The organism is Citrobacter tructae, assembly GCF_004684345.1.
Taxonomy (GTDB): domain Bacteria; phylum Pseudomonadota; class Gammaproteobacteria; order Enterobacterales; family Enterobacteriaceae; genus Citrobacter; species Citrobacter tructae.
Map to the genome: position 1 here is coordinate 3,452,304 of NZ_CP038469.1, position 14,217 is coordinate 3,466,520.

Here is a 14,217-nt window from a genome sequence, read left to right on the forward strand (position 1 = left end):
TCAGAAATCATGCTAAATACGTGAATCACCTCTGATGATTTGCCTAAGGATCACCGTGTTAAAGCCGCTTTTTTCCCTGTTGCTGGTCGCCTGCGCCACCGCCTATGCGGAACAATCTCCGCTGACGGCAGCGCACTATTCGCAGCAGTTGGGCGTGGGGATGGACGTGGACTGGGCACACACTGAACGGGGCATCCGCGAGTTCGACCCGCTGGTGGTACGGGACTTTCAGGCAAAAGGGATCGGCCATGTGCGTATTCGCGTTGGTGGAGAGCCAACGGAGGCCCGGCTTATCCATCTTCGTAAACTGGTGGAAGCCTGCGAGCTCTATGGCGTGATCCCGATTATTGCTTATCAGGCGGATGAGTATAAAAAAGACCCCAGCGCCAGCAATGAAAAAGAGGTGGTCAACTGGTGGGTGGCGGTGGCGCATTACTTTGGTCAAGGGTCGCCGTTATTGGGCTTTGATGTGATCTACGAACCAGCCGATAAGCTTAATCATAACCAGGCGTCGCTCAATCGGGTGTATGACAAAACGATTCGCATGATTCACGCCATCAATCCTCAGCGCATGATTTTTGTCGCACCACGTCTGCGCGCCGCGCCGGAAGATTTACAAAATCTGAAGCTGCCGCCGCAAAGCCAGAATTACGTTCTGGCTGAGTGGCATATCTTCCCGTGGGGGCCGCTAAAAAATAACGGTAAGTATCCGTGGACGTCGGGCACGACGGCTGAAAAGGTGGCTATTCGCGCCCGAATTAACAGCGCTGTTCACTGGCAGCAGAAAACCGGTCATGTTAGTTGGGTCGGTGGATGGGCTCCGGGTGAGACGATCAAAAATGCGCCTTCGGCCTCGCAGATAGCGTTTGCCCACTTTATGGCGTGTGAGCTGAGGAAAGCAAAAATTCCCTACGCTATCAACGCAGATACGCAGTTTTATGATGGTGAGGAAGGGGCCTGGCGTCCGGCACTGGAGCCGTTATTGAACTTGATGATTACGCCAGAATGTGAAAAGCCCGGCGAAAAACCGGGCCATCACTCGCTTAAACCGCCTGCTCCTGATGAGACACGCGTGACGCCAGCGGCAACCAGCACACCAGAATCAACGCACCCATAAGGGTCATCAGTAGGCCCAGGCTGGCCTGTCCGGTTTGCGGCAGCATCGCGGAAAGCCACGCCAGCACGCCGGAACCTATATTTTGTAACCCCCCCACCAGCGCACCAGCCGTACCCGCAAGGAACGGGAAGGGTTCCATTGCGCCGCTGGTGGCGAGTGGGAACAGCATTCCGGCACCGAAGAAAAACAGCGCAGCGGGAATGAGCAGTGTCCAGACGTTCATCACGTCAAACAGGCCCGGGATCCACATCATCAGACCCGCTGACAAGCAGCTAATGACCGACTGCCACATCAGCGTTGAGAAGCGCTTATTTGGTCGACCTGCAAACCATGCGCCGAAAAACGCCGCCGGGATCGGCAGAATAAACAGGATACTGACCACCATGCTGCTTAAACCTAAAACCGCGCCCAGCAATACCCCAGAACAGGCTTCGAAGACGGCAACGCCCGCCAGGCCGCCTATCAGCATCAGCACGTAACAGGTGAACGCACCGTTGCCAAACAGGGTTTTGTAGCTGGCAATCAGCCGTGGACGCGGCGCACCCGCAGGGCGCGTTTCTGGCATCCAGCGCGCCATGCTAAACGTCACGCCTGCGCACAGAATCAACAGGAAAATATAGCAGGCGCGCCAGTTCCACATCGTATCCAGCACACCGCCAATCAGCGGTGCTAACAGCGGGCTGACCAGAATGCCCATGTTTAACAAACTATTAGCGTGACGCAGTTGAGTGCCTTCATACAGATCGCGCGGTAACGTTCGCGCCATTACACCGCCGACGCCCGTTCCCATTCCCTGAATGGCGCTGGCGATAATCAGTACCGTCAGGCTGTGGGTGGTAATGGCCACCAGCGTGGCCAGCATAAAAATAGACATCCCGGTGAGGATCACAGGACGGCGTCCTACGCGATCGGAAAGGGGGCCGTAAACCAGCTGCGACACACCGTAGGTCAGCAGGTAAGCGGCCATTACGCTTTGAACCGCCCCTTCGCGAACGTTGAGTTCACGCGCCATATCGGCAATGGCGGGGATATAAATGGTTTGTGCCATTTGGCCTACCGCCACCAAGAGTACCAACATCAACAACAAATTGACGCTTCTATGCCTTTTCATTTCGCTGATTACTTTTAAAAAAGAGAAAAAAGAAGAATAAGGTGCTGAACATTCCGCTAAATGCGCGTGGAATCTACCACATTAAAAAAAGAAGGCCATATTGATCACTACAAAGACAAAAAGCGATGCGGCAGGAAATGTAAACAAATAGCGGCAATAAATGTTGCCGGAATGCATCAGGCCTAAGACGCGATCACGACAGACGTAGCAAAATCGCTCCGACGGCAATCCCCGCTGCGGCGATAAGACGTATTCCGGCGACTTTCTCTTTAAGTAGCAGCCAGGCGAGCAGGGCACCAAACAGGATGGACGTTTCCCGCAGCGCAGCGACCACCGCCAGCGGAGCCTGCGTCATCGCCCACAGCGCCAGTCCGTAGGAACCCATGGTGCCGATGCCACCCAAAATCCCTTTCTTCCATTGCTGCGCCAGATAGCGTGAAGCCTCCCGACGTCGGGCGATCATCGCCCAGGTTAGCAGGCAGGAGCCGTTCAGAAAGAAGGTCCACAGCGTATAACCCAGCGCGGTCTCTGAGAGCCGTACGCCGGTGCCATCCACCAGCGTATAGCCAGCGATAAAGCAGGCGTTTATCAACGCCAGAATAACTCCCCGCTGCGAGCTGCTGCGTCCGTTAAACGCCATCCCGAGGATAGCCAGACAGATGGTGGCGATACCCATCCAGGCAAGCATTGACAGGCTATCGCCGAGAAACAGAACACTGATGATAGCGACCAGCAGCGGTGCGGTACCACGCATTAAGGGGTATGTCTGGCTCATATCCGAGACCTGATAGGTCTTGGCAACCAGAACGGTATACACCACCTGTAAACCTGTTGAGACAGCTAAGTACGGCAAGCTGGCCGCAGAGGGATGGGGTGCAAAAGGCAGACATATCAACGCCATGATTGCTGCCGAACCGCTGACGCTGATAGCGGAGTACAGCTTGTCGTTTCCCGCTTTCACGATGGCATTCCAGCTGGCATGGAGCAGCGCGGCGAACAGCAAAATGCAGAAAACAGAAAGCGTCATAGCGGTCTTCGTCCCTGTGTATGTCATAAAAACGTAACATATTGGCGCGGCACACGCACCAGGGCAACGGTGAAAGGGGAGTGGTTGCCCACTCCCCTTAGGTGCGACTTGAATCTGAACTATTTAATGTACTTCAGAACAGCATCAAGCAGTTGCAGTGCAGCAACAATGAGTTTCAGGATAAGAATGGTGATATCCACGAGGCTCATACGCTCTCCTTTTGGTACAAGGAGCACGATGCTGGCGTACCTCGCCGCTGCCTGTTGCCAGCATCTTTGTTGACATAACACAGTGTGCTCACACGGGGGTTAAGGCGCTGACGGCACCACCCGTTTCAGCCAGGACTTTGTTGCGCCGGTTTACTCTGCGGCCCCCGCATAACACATTGCGTACGGTGACATTATAGATAACAACTGTATAAATGAACAGTATTTTGTGGGCGTTATGCCATTACTGCGGCATACTCAAAAACGTCAAAATTCGTGCCGAAATTGCGAGTTCTTCGCGAAACGCGTATACTTTTTGCGTTGACATAACACAGTGTGTCCGGCGGCAACCAACCGCACAACGCTGATAAAAACCTCGCTTCGGCGGGGTTTTTTGTTTTTGCACGACATACAATGAAATGTGATCGTTGAAGCATTTTTGTGCAGATGAAAAATTTTCCATTGTCATGCTGAAAAACCTGTGTTTGTATAAATCCTGTTAACCAACAAACAGACAAGGTCCCTAATGAACCCTTCCATGCTGACTGCGACCCTACTAAAAACTGCGCCATCTCGCGCAGTGGTCGTCGTGCGTGTGGTGGTGGTCGTCGGCAATGCGCCGTAGGGTCCGGAACACACGATTCCAAAACCCCGCCGGCGCAAACCGGGCGGGGTTTTTAGTTTCTAGCCCTCCCGGATAGCTGGCCCAGAATAAAAGGACTGGAGCATGGCAAGTTCGGGCATAACATCCAAGCGTACGCGCTTTACGGGCGCAGAATTCATCGTTCATTTCCTGGAGCGTCAGGGAATCACGGTGGTCACCGGTATTCCTGGCGGCTCGATTCTCCCCGTCTACGACGCCTTAAGCCAAAGCACACAAATCCGTCATATCCTGGCGCGCCACGAACAGGGCGCGGGGTTTATCGCGCAAGGGATGGCGCGAACCGACGGCAAGCCTGCCGTGTGTATGGCCTGTAGCGGACCGGGTGCCACTAATCTGGTGACCGCCATTGCAGATGCGCGTCTGGATTCCATCCCTCTGGTGTGTATCACCGGGCAGGTTCCGGCCTCGATGATCGGTACCGACGCCTTCCAGGAAGTCGACACCTACGGCATTTCTATCCCCATCACCAAGCACAACTATCTGGTCCGCCATATCAATGAATTACCGCAGGTCATGAGCGATGCGTTCCGCATTGCTCAGTCCGGACGTCCAGGCCCGGTGTGGATAGACATTCCTAAGGATATTCAAACCGCCGTATTTGAAATTGAAGATATGCCAGAGCCCGCGCAGAAAATGGCGGCGCCGGAGTTCAGCCAGGACAGCATTCGTGATGCCGCAGCGATGATTAACGCTGCCAAACGCCCGGTGCTGTACCTCGGCGGTGGGGTGATTAATGCGCCTGAGCGGGTGCGTGAGCTGGCAGAAAAAGCCACGCTGCCCACCACCATGACCTTAATGGCGCTCGGCATGCTGCCAAAAGCGCATCCGCTGTCGTTAGGCATGCTGGGTATGCACGGCGCACGCAGTACCAACTTTATTCTGCAAGAAGCTGATTTGTTGATTGTTCTTGGCGCACGTTTTGATGACCGGGCGATTGGTAAAACCGAGCAGTTCTGCCCGAATGCCAAAATTATCCACGTGGATATCGACCGTGCGGAGCTGGGTAAAATCAAACAGCCGCACGTGGCGATTCAGGCCGATGTGGATGAGGTGTTGGCACAGTTGATCCCGCTGATTGAGGCGCAGCCGCGTGAAGAGTGGCATCAGTTGGTGTCCGACCTGCAGCAAGAATTTCCGTGCACGATCCCGCAGGAAAAAAATCCGCTCAGGCATTACGGGCTGATTAACGCTGTTGCCGCCTGTGTGGACGACAGCGCGATCATCACCACCGACGTGGGCCAGCATCAGATGTGGGCGGCGCAAGCATACCCGCTGAACCGTCCACGACAGTGGCTGACCTCCGGCGGTCTGGGCACCATGGGCTTCGGTCTGCCTGCTGCAATAGGCGCGGCGCTGGCGAATCCGGATAAAAAAGTGCTGTGTTTCTCCGGTGACGGCAGCCTGATGATGAACATTCAGGAAATGGCCACCGCCAGCGAAAATCAGCTGGATATTAAAATCATTCTGATGAATAACGAAGCGCTGGGTCTGGTGTATCAGCAGCAGAGCCTGTTCTATAAGCAGGGCGTTTTTGCCGCCACCTATCCTGGGATGATCAACTTTATGCAGATTGCCGCCGGGTTTGGTCTGGAAACCTGCGATTTAAACCACGAAGCCGATCCGCAGGCGGCGCTGCAGGCGATTATTGATCGCCCAGGGCCGGCGCTGATCCACGTGCGCATCGACGCGGAAGAAAAAGTGTACCCGATGGTGCCGCCGGGTGCGGCAAATACAGAGATGGTGGGGGAATAAACCATGCAACAGCAGACTCATGACAACGTAATTCTTGAACTCACCGTGCGTAACCACCCCGGCGTAATGACTCACGTTTGCGGCCTGTTCGCCCGTCGCGCGTTCAACGTGGAAGGTATTCTCTGTCTACCTATTCAGGGCAGCGACCAGAGTCGCATCTGGCTATTGGTCAACGATGACCAGCGTCTGGAACAGATGATAAGCCAGATTGATAAACTGGAAGATGTGGTGAAAGTCGCGCGCAATCAGTCCGATCCATCGATGTTTAACAAGATTACCGTCTTCTTCGAGTAAGTTAACCGCCGTCGGAGTTCGGGGTGATGACTTTGACGGAGCCGTTCCGGCAGTGAGTGGCATAATCTGCCGGTAACGGACGATCGCTGATCAGGACATCAAAGGTGGAGAGCGGACCTATACTGGCGGGAGCGACCTCATCAAACAGGGCGTGACGCGTCAGCAAAATTTTACGTAGCCCGCGTTCCATCGCTTTACGTTTGGTGGCGAGGTCGTCCGGGTTAAACCAACTGACACCGAAATGCTCATGCACACCGCTGGCGGAGATAAAAACTTTCCGTGGGTTGAGTGCGTCCAAAGGGGAAGTATTACTGGTGTCGTAAAAAGCGTCACTTTTCGCCCGATAGGTACCCCCGCAAAGAATCGCCGTGGCATTGGGTTTTTCATTGAGCGCTACGAATACCCGGTGCGAGTAGCAAATCCCGGTAAAGGTAATATCGTCCGGGATCATACTGATAACTAGAGGCATTTCCACGCCATTATCAAAAAAGACCAGATCGTTTTCACTCACCAGTCCTGCGGCCAGGATGGCGACCGGTAAATCGTCACGATGATACTGTTTTTGCGCGGGGAGCGGAGCGTTAACGATGGCGGCAGGCTTGTTCACCATCACAATGTAACCACCGAGCAGCGTGAGTGGTAGCGGTTCGTCATCCTGGCTGAGATCCCGACGAATGGTCATCACGGAAACCTCCAGCATTCGCGCCGCCTCTTTCAGATGGATTCGGTCGGTCTTCTTCAACAATTCCATCAGACGTCGAATACGTTCTTTTTGCTTGGTTTCCATGCACTTTCTCCACGAATCATGTTTTCATGTTCCTTAAGTAACATTTTTGTGTTTCTTAGAACATGACATTGCTGCATTACTATACGTCTGACCACTGGGAAATAAAAGTGTGTTTTTTTCACGTTTTATTGATTTTAATTGGTTAAATTTCAGTTGATTGTAATCAAGTTAATCATTTTAAGTGTGATAAAGTTGCAACATTCAGCATAATAAATAAACAATAAAATGTTCTTCCAATCGCGATCTTAGTCACAAATGATACGGAAGTAACATGATAATGTTATTTTAATATCATTGTTGTGTGATTGTTTCTGAGAGGTAGTAAAATGGATATCGCGGTTATTGGCTCCAACATGGTGGATCTCATCACTTACACCAACCAGATGCCCAAAGAAGGGGAAACGTTGGAAGCGCCAGCGTTCAAAATTGGCTGTGGTGGTAAAGGGGCAAATCAGGCCGTTGCGGCCGCTAAGCTCAATTCCAAAGTGTTGATGCTGACCAAAGTTGGAGATGACATTTTTGCAGATAACACCATTCGCAACCTCGAGTCCTGGGGCATTAACACCACCTATGTAGAAAAGGTCCCCTGTACCAGCAGCGGCGTTGCGCCGATTTTCGTCAATGCCAACTCCAGTAATAGCATTTTGATTATTAAAGGGGCGAACAAGTTTCTCTCTCCGGAAGATATCGATCGCGCGGCGGAAGATCTGAAGAAATGTCAGTTAATCGTGTTGCAATTGGAGGTTCAGCTAGAGACGGTTTACCACGCGATTGAATTTGGTAAAAAGCATGGCATTGAAGTGTTATTAAATCCAGCACCTGCATTATGTGAATTAGATATGTCGTATGCCTGTAAATGCGACTTCTTCGTACCGAATGAAACCGAATTGGAAATATTAACCGGTATGCCGGTTGATACTTACGATCATATTCGCGCTGCAGCACGTTCTTTGGTCGATAAAGGATTGAATAATATTATTGTTACTATGGGTGAAAAAGGCGCGCTATGGATGACGCGTGACCAGGAAGTCCATGTTCCGGCGTTTAAAGTGAATGCTGTTGATACCAGCGGTGCAGGTGATGCTTTCATCGGTTGCTTTGCACATTATTATGTACAAAGCGGAAATGTTGAGGCCGCAATGAAGAAAGCTGCTCTCTTCGCTGCTTTTAGCGTTACCGGAAAAGGTACCCAATCATCTTACCCGAGCATCGAACAATTTAATGAGTTTCTTACCTTAAACGAATAATACTCCTGCACTGTAAAAGGTAGCACTATGAACAATAAAAACATCATTCAGATGCCTGATGGGTATCTGAATAAGACCCCTCTGTTCCAGTTTATTTTGTTATCCTGTTTATTCCCATTATGGGGATGCGCAGCCGCATTAAACGATATTCTGATTACGCAGTTTAAAAGTGTATTTTCACTCAGTAACTTTGCCTCGGCATTAGTTCAGAGCGCCTTTTATGGCGGTTATTTCTTAATTGCGATTCCGGCATCTCTGGTGATTAAAAAGACCAGTTATAAAATCGCCATTTTAATGGGGCTGACGCTTTATATCGTCGGGTGTACGCTCTTTTTCCCCGCGTCACATATGGCAACTTACACCATGTTCCTCGCGGCGATTTTCGCGATTGCGATTGGCCTGAGTTTCCTGGAAACCGCAGCGAACACCTACAGCTCGATGATAGGCCCAAAAGCGTACGCCACTCTGCGCCTGAACATCAGCCAGACATTTTATCCAATCGGTGCAGCTGCTGGAATTTTGCTGGGTAAATATCTGGTGTTTTCTGAAGGTGAGAGCCTGGAAAAACAGATGGCCGGAATGAACGCGGAGCAGATGCATAACTTTAAAGTGTTAATGCTGGAAAACACACTTGAACCTTATAAGTACATGATTATGGTGCTGGTTGTGGTGATGGTATTGTTCCTGCTGACCCGCTTCCCGACCTGCAAAGTGGCGCAAACGGCGAACCATAAGCGCCCGTCAGCTATGGATACGCTGCGCTATCTTGCCAGCAATGCCCGTTTCCGCCGCGGTATTGTAGCGCAGTTCCTGTACGTCGGGATGCAGGTGGCAGTGTGGTCATTTACCATCCGTCTGGCGCTGGAACTGGGAGATATCAATGAACGCGATGCTTCCAACTTTATGGTCTACAGCTTTGCCTGCTTCTTTATTGGCAAGTTTATCGCCAACATTCTGATGACGCGCTTCAATCCGGAAAAAGTGCTGATCCTCTACTCCATCATTGGCGCATTGTTCCTCGTCTATGTTGCGCTGGCGCCAAGTTTTAGCGCAGTGTACGTGGCGGTGCTGGTGAGCGTTCTGTTTGGACCATGTTGGGCGACCATCTATGCCGGTACGCTGGATACCGTGGATAACGAACATACCGAAATGGCGGGGGCTGTCATTGTTATGGCGATTGTTGGTGCGGCAGTGGTTCCGGCAATTCAGGGCTATGTGGCCGATATGTTCCACTCGCTGCAACTCTCGTTCCTGGTCTCCATGCTCTGTTTCGTTTACGTCGGCATCTACTTCTGGCGTGAAAGCAAAGTGCGTAACAACCTGACAGAAGCAACCGCTTCCTGAGGAGGGCGATCATGACAACACGTATAACGCTGTGGCGGGAATGCTTTGCAGAGCATCCGCGCATCTTACTGAAGAATGACGATTTCACGGTCACCGCGTTTCGCTATACCAGCGGTGTTGAAGGGCTGAAGATAGAAAACAGTCGCGGGCATCTGGTGATTCTGCCCTGGATGGGGCAGATGATCTGGGATGCGCAGTTCGATGATTATGATTTGACCATGCGCAACATGTTCAGCCAACCGAAACCTGCGACAGAAGTGGTGGCGACTTACGGCTGCTTTGCCTTCCACTCTGGGTTACTGGCCAATGGCTGCCCGTCGCCGGAGGATTCTCACCCATTACACGGTGAAATGGCCTGTGCCGCAATGGATGAAGCCTGGCTGGAGCTGGAGGGGGAGAGCCTACGGATAAGCGGACGCTACGAGTATGTGATGGGATTCGGTCATCATTATCAGGCGCATCCTGCGGTAGTTATGCACAAAGAGAGCGCGCTGTTTGATATTCAGATGGCAGTTACCAATCTGTCTTCTGTGGCAATGCCGTTGCAGTACATGTGCCATATGAACTATGCCTACGTGCCGGAGGCCACTTTCAGCCAGAATATCCCAGATGAGGCGCTAACGCTGCGTGAGTCGGTTCCTGCACATGTAAAACCTACCGAGCAGTGGCTGGCGTTTAATCAACGGATCATGCAGGGCGAGGCCTCACTGTCGCAGCTTAGTGATCCAGATTTTTACGATCCAGAAATCGTCTTCTTTGCTGACAAGCTGGACAGATACACAGATAAGCCAGAATTCAGCATGATTGCCCCGGATGGCACCACGTTCATTACGCGTTTCTCCAGCGCGGAGCTGAATTATGTGACGCGTTGGATCCTCTATAACGGCGATCAGCAGGTGGCAGCATTTGCCCTGCCCGCAACCTGTCGACCTGAAGGATTTCTGGCGGCACAACGAAATGGCTCATTGATTGAGATAGAACCACAACACTCCCGGATATTTACCGTCACTACTGGCATCGCCTGACCGCTCAAGGCTTGAACAGCAACGCGCTTATCGATAAGGTAAGCGCGTTTTTTATACCTGCCAGGATGAAACCCATGATTACCGTTGCCCTTATTGACGATCATCTCATCGTCCGCTCCGGCTTTGCGCAGCTGCTGGGGCTTGAACCTGATTTGCAGGTGGTCGCCGAATTCGGTTCGGGGCGTGAGGCGCTGGCGGGATTACCGGGGCGCGGTGCACAGGTGTGCATTTGCGACATTTCAATGCCGGATATCTCCGGGCTGGAGCTGATAAATCAGCTTCCCAAAGGCATGGCAATTATCATGCTCTCCGTTCACGACAGCCCGGCGCTGGTGGAACAGGCGTTAAATGCCGGTGCGCGCGGCTTCCTCTCCAAGCGTTGCAGCCCCGACGAACTGATTGCGGCGGTGCATACCGTGGCGACCGGTGGCTGCTATCTCACGCCGGACATTGCCGTTAAGCTGGCCGCCGGACGTCAGGACCCGCTGACCAAACGCGAACGTCAGGTAGCAGAAAAGCTGGCGCAGGGCATGGCAGTCAAAGAGATTGCCGCCGAGCTGGGCCTGTCGCCGAAAACGGTACATGTGCACCGTGCCAACCTGATGGAAAAATTGGGCGTTAGCAACGATGTTGAACTGGCGCGGCGGATGTTTGACGGCTGGCAATGAATACCTTTCTCTCTCGCTCAATCACCGTTGTCGCCTGTTTCTTTATCTTCTCCGCCGCATGGTTCTGCCTGTGGAGCATCAGCCTACATCTGGTGGAAAGCCCGGAGCTGGCGGTGCTGCTGTTCCCGTTTGGCCTGCGGCTGGGACTGATGTTGCAATGCCCGCGCGGCTACTGGCCAGTGCTGTTAGGGGCCGAGTGGCTGTTGATCTGGTGGCTGGCGCAGGAAGTTGCGCTGGCGCACTTCCCCCTTTTGATGATCGGTAGCCTGCTGACGCTGTTGCCCGTCACCTTGATCTGGCGCTATCGGCATCAGCGCGACTGGCGTACCTTGCTGTTGCAGGGAGCGGCGTTGATCGCCGCGGCGCTGTTACAGTCACTGCCGTGGTTGGGGCAGGGGGAAGCCGCGTGGAATGCACTGCTGCTGACTCTGACTGGCGGGCTGACGCTGGCTCCTATCTGCCTGGTGTTCTGGTACTACCTGACCAGCACCACCTGGCTGCCGCTCGGTCCAGCGGTGGTGTCTCAGCCGGTGAACTGGCGCGGAAAACATCTGGTGTGGTATCTGCTACTGTTCACCGTCAGCCTGTGGCTGCAACTGGGGTTGCCGGATGAACTGTCCCGCTTTACTCCCTTCTGTCTGGCGCTGCCGATCATCGCGCTGGCCTGGCACTACGGCTGGCAAGGAGCGCTGATTGCCACGCTGATGAACGCCATTGCGTTGATTGCCAGCCAGACCTGGCACGATCATCCCGTTGATTTACTGCTCTCTTTGCTGGCGCAAAGCCTGACCGGGTTACTGCTCGGCGCGGGGATCCAGCGCCTGCGTGAACTCAACCAGTCGCTACAAAACGAGCTGGCGCGTAACCATCGGCTGGCGGAACGCTTGCTGGAAACCGAAGAGAGCGTGCGCCGCGACGTGGCGCGCGAACTGCATGACGATATCGGCCAGACCATCACCGCCATCCGTACGCAGGCGGGCATTGTCCAGCGGCTGGCCCCGGAGAATGCGGGGGTGAAGCAGAGCGGGGTGCATATCGAGCAGCTCTCGCTGGGCGTCTACGATTCAGTACGCCGCCTGCTCGGGCGTTTACGTCCACGGCAGCTCGACGATCTGACGCTGGAGCAGGCCATTCGCTCGCTACTGCGCGAAATGGAGCTGGAAAGTCGCGGCATCGTCAGTCATCTCGACTGGCATATTGATGAATCGGCCCTCAGTGAAAGCCAGCGCGTGACGCTGTTCCGCGTCTGTCAGGAAGGGCTAAACAATATCGTGAAGCACGCCAACGCCAGCGCGGTGACGTTACAAGGCTGGCAACAGGATGAGCGGCTGATGCTGGTGATGGAAGATGATGGCTGCGGCCTGCCGCCGGGCTCTAACCAACAGGGATTTGGCTTGACCGGAATGCGTGAGCGTATTACCGCCCTCGGCGGTTCGCTCTCGATTTCCTGCACGCATGGCACGCGGGTCAGCGTGTCTTTGCCTCAGCGCTACGTGTAAGGAGCATTGATGCTGACGTTTTTTAAAGCCCCGGCCAATGCGCCGCTCATCACTGATAAGCACGAGATTGATGCTCGCTACCGCTACTGGCGACGCCATATTCTGACCACTATCTGGCTTGGCTATGCGCTGTTCTATTTCACGCGCAAAAGCTTTAACGCGGCGGTGCCGGATATCCTCACCAGCGGCGTGCTCACTCGCAGCGACATTGGCCTGCTGGCAACGCTGTTTTACATCACCTATGGTCTGTCGAAGTTTGTCTCCGGCATCGTCAGCGACCATTCCAACGCCCGCTATTTTATGGGTATTGGGCTGATTGCCACTGGCGTGGTGAACATTTTGTTTGGCTTCTCCACCTCGCTGTGGGCGTTTGCCGTACTGTGGGCGCTCAATGCCTTCTTCCAGGGCTGGGGATCGCCGGTGTGCGCCCGTCTGTTAACGGCCTGGTATTCGCGTACCGAACGCGGCGGCTGGTGGGCGTTATGGAATACCGCGCATAACGTTGGTGGAGCATTAATCCCAATGGTGATGGCAGCTGCTGCGCTGCACTACGGCTGGCGTGCCGGGATGATGATTGCCGGGCTGGTGGCGATTGTGGTCGGTATTTTCCTCTGCTGGCGGTTGCGCGATCGCCCGCAGGCCATCGGCTTACCCCCGGTTGGCGACTGGCGGCACGACGAGCTGGAAATCGCTCAACAGCAGGAAGGCGCAGGGTTGTCCCGCAAAGAGATCCTCACCAAATACGTGCTGCTGAACCCGTATATCTGGCTGTTGTCGCTGTGCTACGTGCTGGTATACGTGGTGCGCGCGGCGATCAACGACTGGGGCAACCTGTACATGTCGGAGACGCTTGGCGTTGATTTGGTGACTGCGAATACGGCGGTCACCATGTTTGAGCTGGGCGGATTTATCGGTGCGCTGGTGGCAGGCTGGGGATCGGACAAGCTGTTTAACGGCAACCGTGGCCCCATGAACCTGATATTCGCTGCCGGGATTTTGCTCTCCGTTGGTTCACTGTGGCTGATGCCGTTCGCCAGCTATGTGATGCAGGCGGCGTGCTTCTTCACCACCGGATTTTTCGTCTTTGGTCCGCAGATGTTGATTGGCATGGCAGCGGCAGAGTGCTCGCATAAAGAGGCGGCGGGCGCGGCGACCGGGTTTGTCGGGCTGTTTGCTTATCTGGGTGCGTCGCTCTCCGGCTGGCCGCTGGCGAAGGTGATGGAAGTCTGGCACTGGACCGGATTCTTCGTGGTGATCGCCATCGCGGCGGGCATTTCCGCGCTGCTGTTGCTGCCGTTTTTAAATGCCCAGGCGCCACGCGACGTCAGCGAAGCGTGATGCACCTCACCTTTTTTCCCCGAGTAGGGCAAAACTAAGAAATTTTCTCGGTTTCACCTGGACGCTGTCTCAGGCATCTCTCTTGGCTGATTTTTACAATGCCTGCCATTCGCAGGTATAAAAATCAGCTCAGGAGCA

The 14,217-nt window shown here is 53.8% G+C and carries 14 protein-coding genes; 10 read left to right on the forward strand and 4 right to left on the reverse strand.

The window, feature by feature from the left end; translation table 11 throughout:
* Nucleotides 1–34 precede the first annotated feature (34 nt).
* A complete protein-coding gene (locus E4Z61_RS17235) occupies nucleotides 35–1,117 on the forward strand; it encodes a cellulase family glycosylhydrolase (protein ID WP_135323810.1) in 1,083 nt (360 codons plus the stop codon).
* On the opposite strand, the gene emrD is transcribed toward E4Z61_RS17235, so the two are convergent.
* From emrD to tisB, 3 genes are all read right to left on the reverse strand, one after another.
* Nucleotides 1,044–2,228, reverse strand: a complete 1,185-nt coding sequence (emrD, locus tag E4Z61_RS17240) for a multidrug efflux MFS transporter EmrD (RefSeq protein WP_135323811.1) — start codon at nucleotides 2,226–2,228, stop codon at nucleotides 1,044–1,046. The two genes, E4Z61_RS17235 and emrD, sit on opposite strands and share 74 nt — an antisense overlap.
* A 193-nt stretch (nucleotides 2,229–2,421) precedes the next feature.
* Nucleotides 2,422–3,255, reverse strand: a complete 834-nt coding sequence (locus E4Z61_RS17245) for an EamA family transporter (RefSeq protein WP_420808690.1) — start codon at nucleotides 3,253–3,255, stop codon at nucleotides 2,422–2,424.
* A gap of 119 nt (nucleotides 3,256–3,374) precedes the next feature.
* A complete protein-coding gene (gene tisB, locus E4Z61_RS17250; RefSeq protein WP_115257124.1) occupies nucleotides 3,375–3,464 on the reverse strand; it encodes a type I toxin-antitoxin system toxin TisB in 90 nt (29 codons plus the stop codon).
* Between the two features lie 523 nt (nucleotides 3,465–3,987).
* On the opposite strand from tisB, the gene ivbL reads away from it, so the two are divergent.
* The 3 genes from ivbL (at nucleotide 3,988) to ilvN (ending at nucleotide 6,171) form a co-directional block, all read left to right on the forward strand.
* Nucleotides 3,988–4,086 (forward strand): ilvB operon leader peptide IvbL, encoded by a 99-nt coding sequence (gene ivbL, locus E4Z61_RS17260; protein ID WP_096759014.1) that lies wholly within the window; start codon nucleotides 3,988–3,990, stop codon nucleotides 4,084–4,086.
* Nucleotides 4,087–4,188: 102 nt separating this feature from the next.
* Complete coding sequence (gene ilvB / locus E4Z61_RS17265) at nucleotides 4,189–5,877, forward strand: acetolactate synthase large subunit (RefSeq protein ID WP_135323814.1); 1,689 nt, start codon at nucleotides 4,189–4,191, stop codon at nucleotides 5,875–5,877.
* A gap of 3 nt (nucleotides 5,878–5,880) precedes the next feature.
* The gene (gene ilvN / locus E4Z61_RS17270) at nucleotides 5,881–6,171 is read left to right on the forward strand and encodes an acetolactate synthase small subunit (RefSeq protein WP_045448917.1); all 291 of its coding nucleotides are present in this window, start codon (nucleotides 5,881–5,883) and stop codon (nucleotides 6,169–6,171) included.
* A 1-nt stretch (nucleotide 6,172) separates the two neighbouring features.
* Here ilvN and E4Z61_RS17275 read toward each other — a convergent pair whose 3' ends face one another.
* Nucleotides 6,173–6,958 carry a DeoR family transcriptional regulator gene (locus E4Z61_RS17275; RefSeq protein ID WP_135323815.1) on the reverse strand — a complete coding sequence of 262 codons (786 nt, stop codon included), beginning with the start codon at nucleotides 6,956–6,958 and terminating at the stop codon, nucleotides 6,173–6,175.
* A gap of 326 nt (nucleotides 6,959–7,284) precedes the next feature.
* On the opposite strand from E4Z61_RS17275, the gene rbsK reads away from it, so the two are divergent.
* The 6 genes from rbsK (at nucleotide 7,285) to uhpC (ending at nucleotide 14,079) form a co-directional block, all read left to right on the forward strand.
* On the forward strand, nucleotides 7,285–8,205 hold the full coding sequence (gene rbsK / locus E4Z61_RS17280) for a ribokinase (RefSeq protein WP_135323816.1): 921 nt from the start codon (nucleotides 7,285–7,287) through the stop codon (nucleotides 8,203–8,205).
* A 27-nt stretch (nucleotides 8,206–8,232) separates the two neighbouring features.
* Nucleotides 8,233–9,549, forward strand: coding sequence for an L-fucose:H+ symporter permease (gene fucP, locus E4Z61_RS17285; RefSeq protein ID WP_135323817.1), 1,317 nt, complete (start codon nucleotides 8,233–8,235; stop codon nucleotides 9,547–9,549).
* A gap of 11 nt (nucleotides 9,550–9,560) precedes the next feature.
* Complete coding sequence (locus tag E4Z61_RS17290) at nucleotides 9,561–10,574, forward strand: aldose 1-epimerase family protein (RefSeq protein WP_135323818.1); 1,014 nt, start codon at nucleotides 9,561–9,563, stop codon at nucleotides 10,572–10,574.
* Nucleotides 10,575–10,648: 74 nt separating this feature from the next.
* Nucleotides 10,649–11,242 carry a response regulator transcription factor UhpA gene (gene uhpA / locus E4Z61_RS17295; RefSeq protein ID WP_135323819.1) on the forward strand — a complete coding sequence of 198 codons (594 nt, stop codon included), beginning with the start codon at nucleotides 10,649–10,651 and terminating at the stop codon, nucleotides 11,240–11,242.
* The gene (uhpB, locus tag E4Z61_RS17300; RefSeq protein ID WP_135323820.1) at nucleotides 11,239–12,741 is read left to right on the forward strand and encodes a signal transduction histidine-protein kinase/phosphatase UhpB; all 1,503 of its coding nucleotides are present in this window, start codon (nucleotides 11,239–11,241) and stop codon (nucleotides 12,739–12,741) included. Before uhpA ends, uhpB begins: the two co-directional genes overlap by 4 nt.
* 9 nt (nucleotides 12,742–12,750) lie before the next feature.
* Nucleotides 12,751–14,079: an MFS transporter gene (gene uhpC, locus E4Z61_RS17305; RefSeq protein WP_135323821.1), complete on the forward strand. Its 1,329-nt coding sequence runs from the start codon at nucleotides 12,751–12,753 to the stop codon at nucleotides 14,077–14,079.
* The last annotated feature ends 138 nt before the right edge of the window (nucleotides 14,080–14,217 follow it).

What these genes read in the sequence shown, in the direction of transcription:
- E4Z61_RS17235 (WP_135323810.1), top strand. Translation starts at nt 35, where the DNA reads ATGATTTGCCTAAGGATCACCGTGTTAAAGCCGCTTTTTTCCCTGTTG.
- emrD (WP_135323811.1), bottom strand. Translation starts at nt 2,228, where the DNA reads ATGAAAAGGCATAGAAGCGTCAATTTGTTGTTGATGTTGGTACTCTTG.
- E4Z61_RS17245 (WP_420808690.1), bottom strand. Translation starts at nt 3,255, where the DNA reads ATGACGCTTTCTGTTTTCTGCATTTTGCTGTTCGCCGCGCTGCTCCAT.
- tisB (WP_115257124.1), bottom strand. Translation starts at nt 3,464, where the DNA reads ATGAGCCTCGTGGATATCACCATTCTTATCCTGAAACTCATTGTTGCT.
- ivbL (WP_096759014.1), top strand. Translation starts at nt 3,988, where the DNA reads ATGAACCCTTCCATGCTGACTGCGACCCTACTAAAAACTGCGCCATCT.
- ilvB (WP_135323814.1), top strand. Translation starts at nt 4,189, where the DNA reads ATGGCAAGTTCGGGCATAACATCCAAGCGTACGCGCTTTACGGGCGCA.
- ilvN (WP_045448917.1), top strand. Translation starts at nt 5,881, where the DNA reads ATGCAACAGCAGACTCATGACAACGTAATTCTTGAACTCACCGTGCGT.
- E4Z61_RS17275 (WP_135323815.1), bottom strand. Translation starts at nt 6,958, where the DNA reads ATGGAAACCAAGCAAAAAGAACGTATTCGACGTCTGATGGAATTGTTG.
- rbsK (WP_135323816.1), top strand. Translation starts at nt 7,285, where the DNA reads ATGGATATCGCGGTTATTGGCTCCAACATGGTGGATCTCATCACTTAC.
- fucP (WP_135323817.1), top strand. Translation starts at nt 8,233, where the DNA reads ATGAACAATAAAAACATCATTCAGATGCCTGATGGGTATCTGAATAAG.
- E4Z61_RS17290 (WP_135323818.1), top strand. Translation starts at nt 9,561, where the DNA reads ATGACAACACGTATAACGCTGTGGCGGGAATGCTTTGCAGAGCATCCG.
- uhpA (WP_135323819.1), top strand. Translation starts at nt 10,649, where the DNA reads ATGATTACCGTTGCCCTTATTGACGATCATCTCATCGTCCGCTCCGGC.
- uhpB (WP_135323820.1), top strand. Translation starts at nt 11,239, where the DNA reads ATGAATACCTTTCTCTCTCGCTCAATCACCGTTGTCGCCTGTTTCTTT.
- uhpC (WP_135323821.1), top strand. Translation starts at nt 12,751, where the DNA reads ATGCTGACGTTTTTTAAAGCCCCGGCCAATGCGCCGCTCATCACTGAT.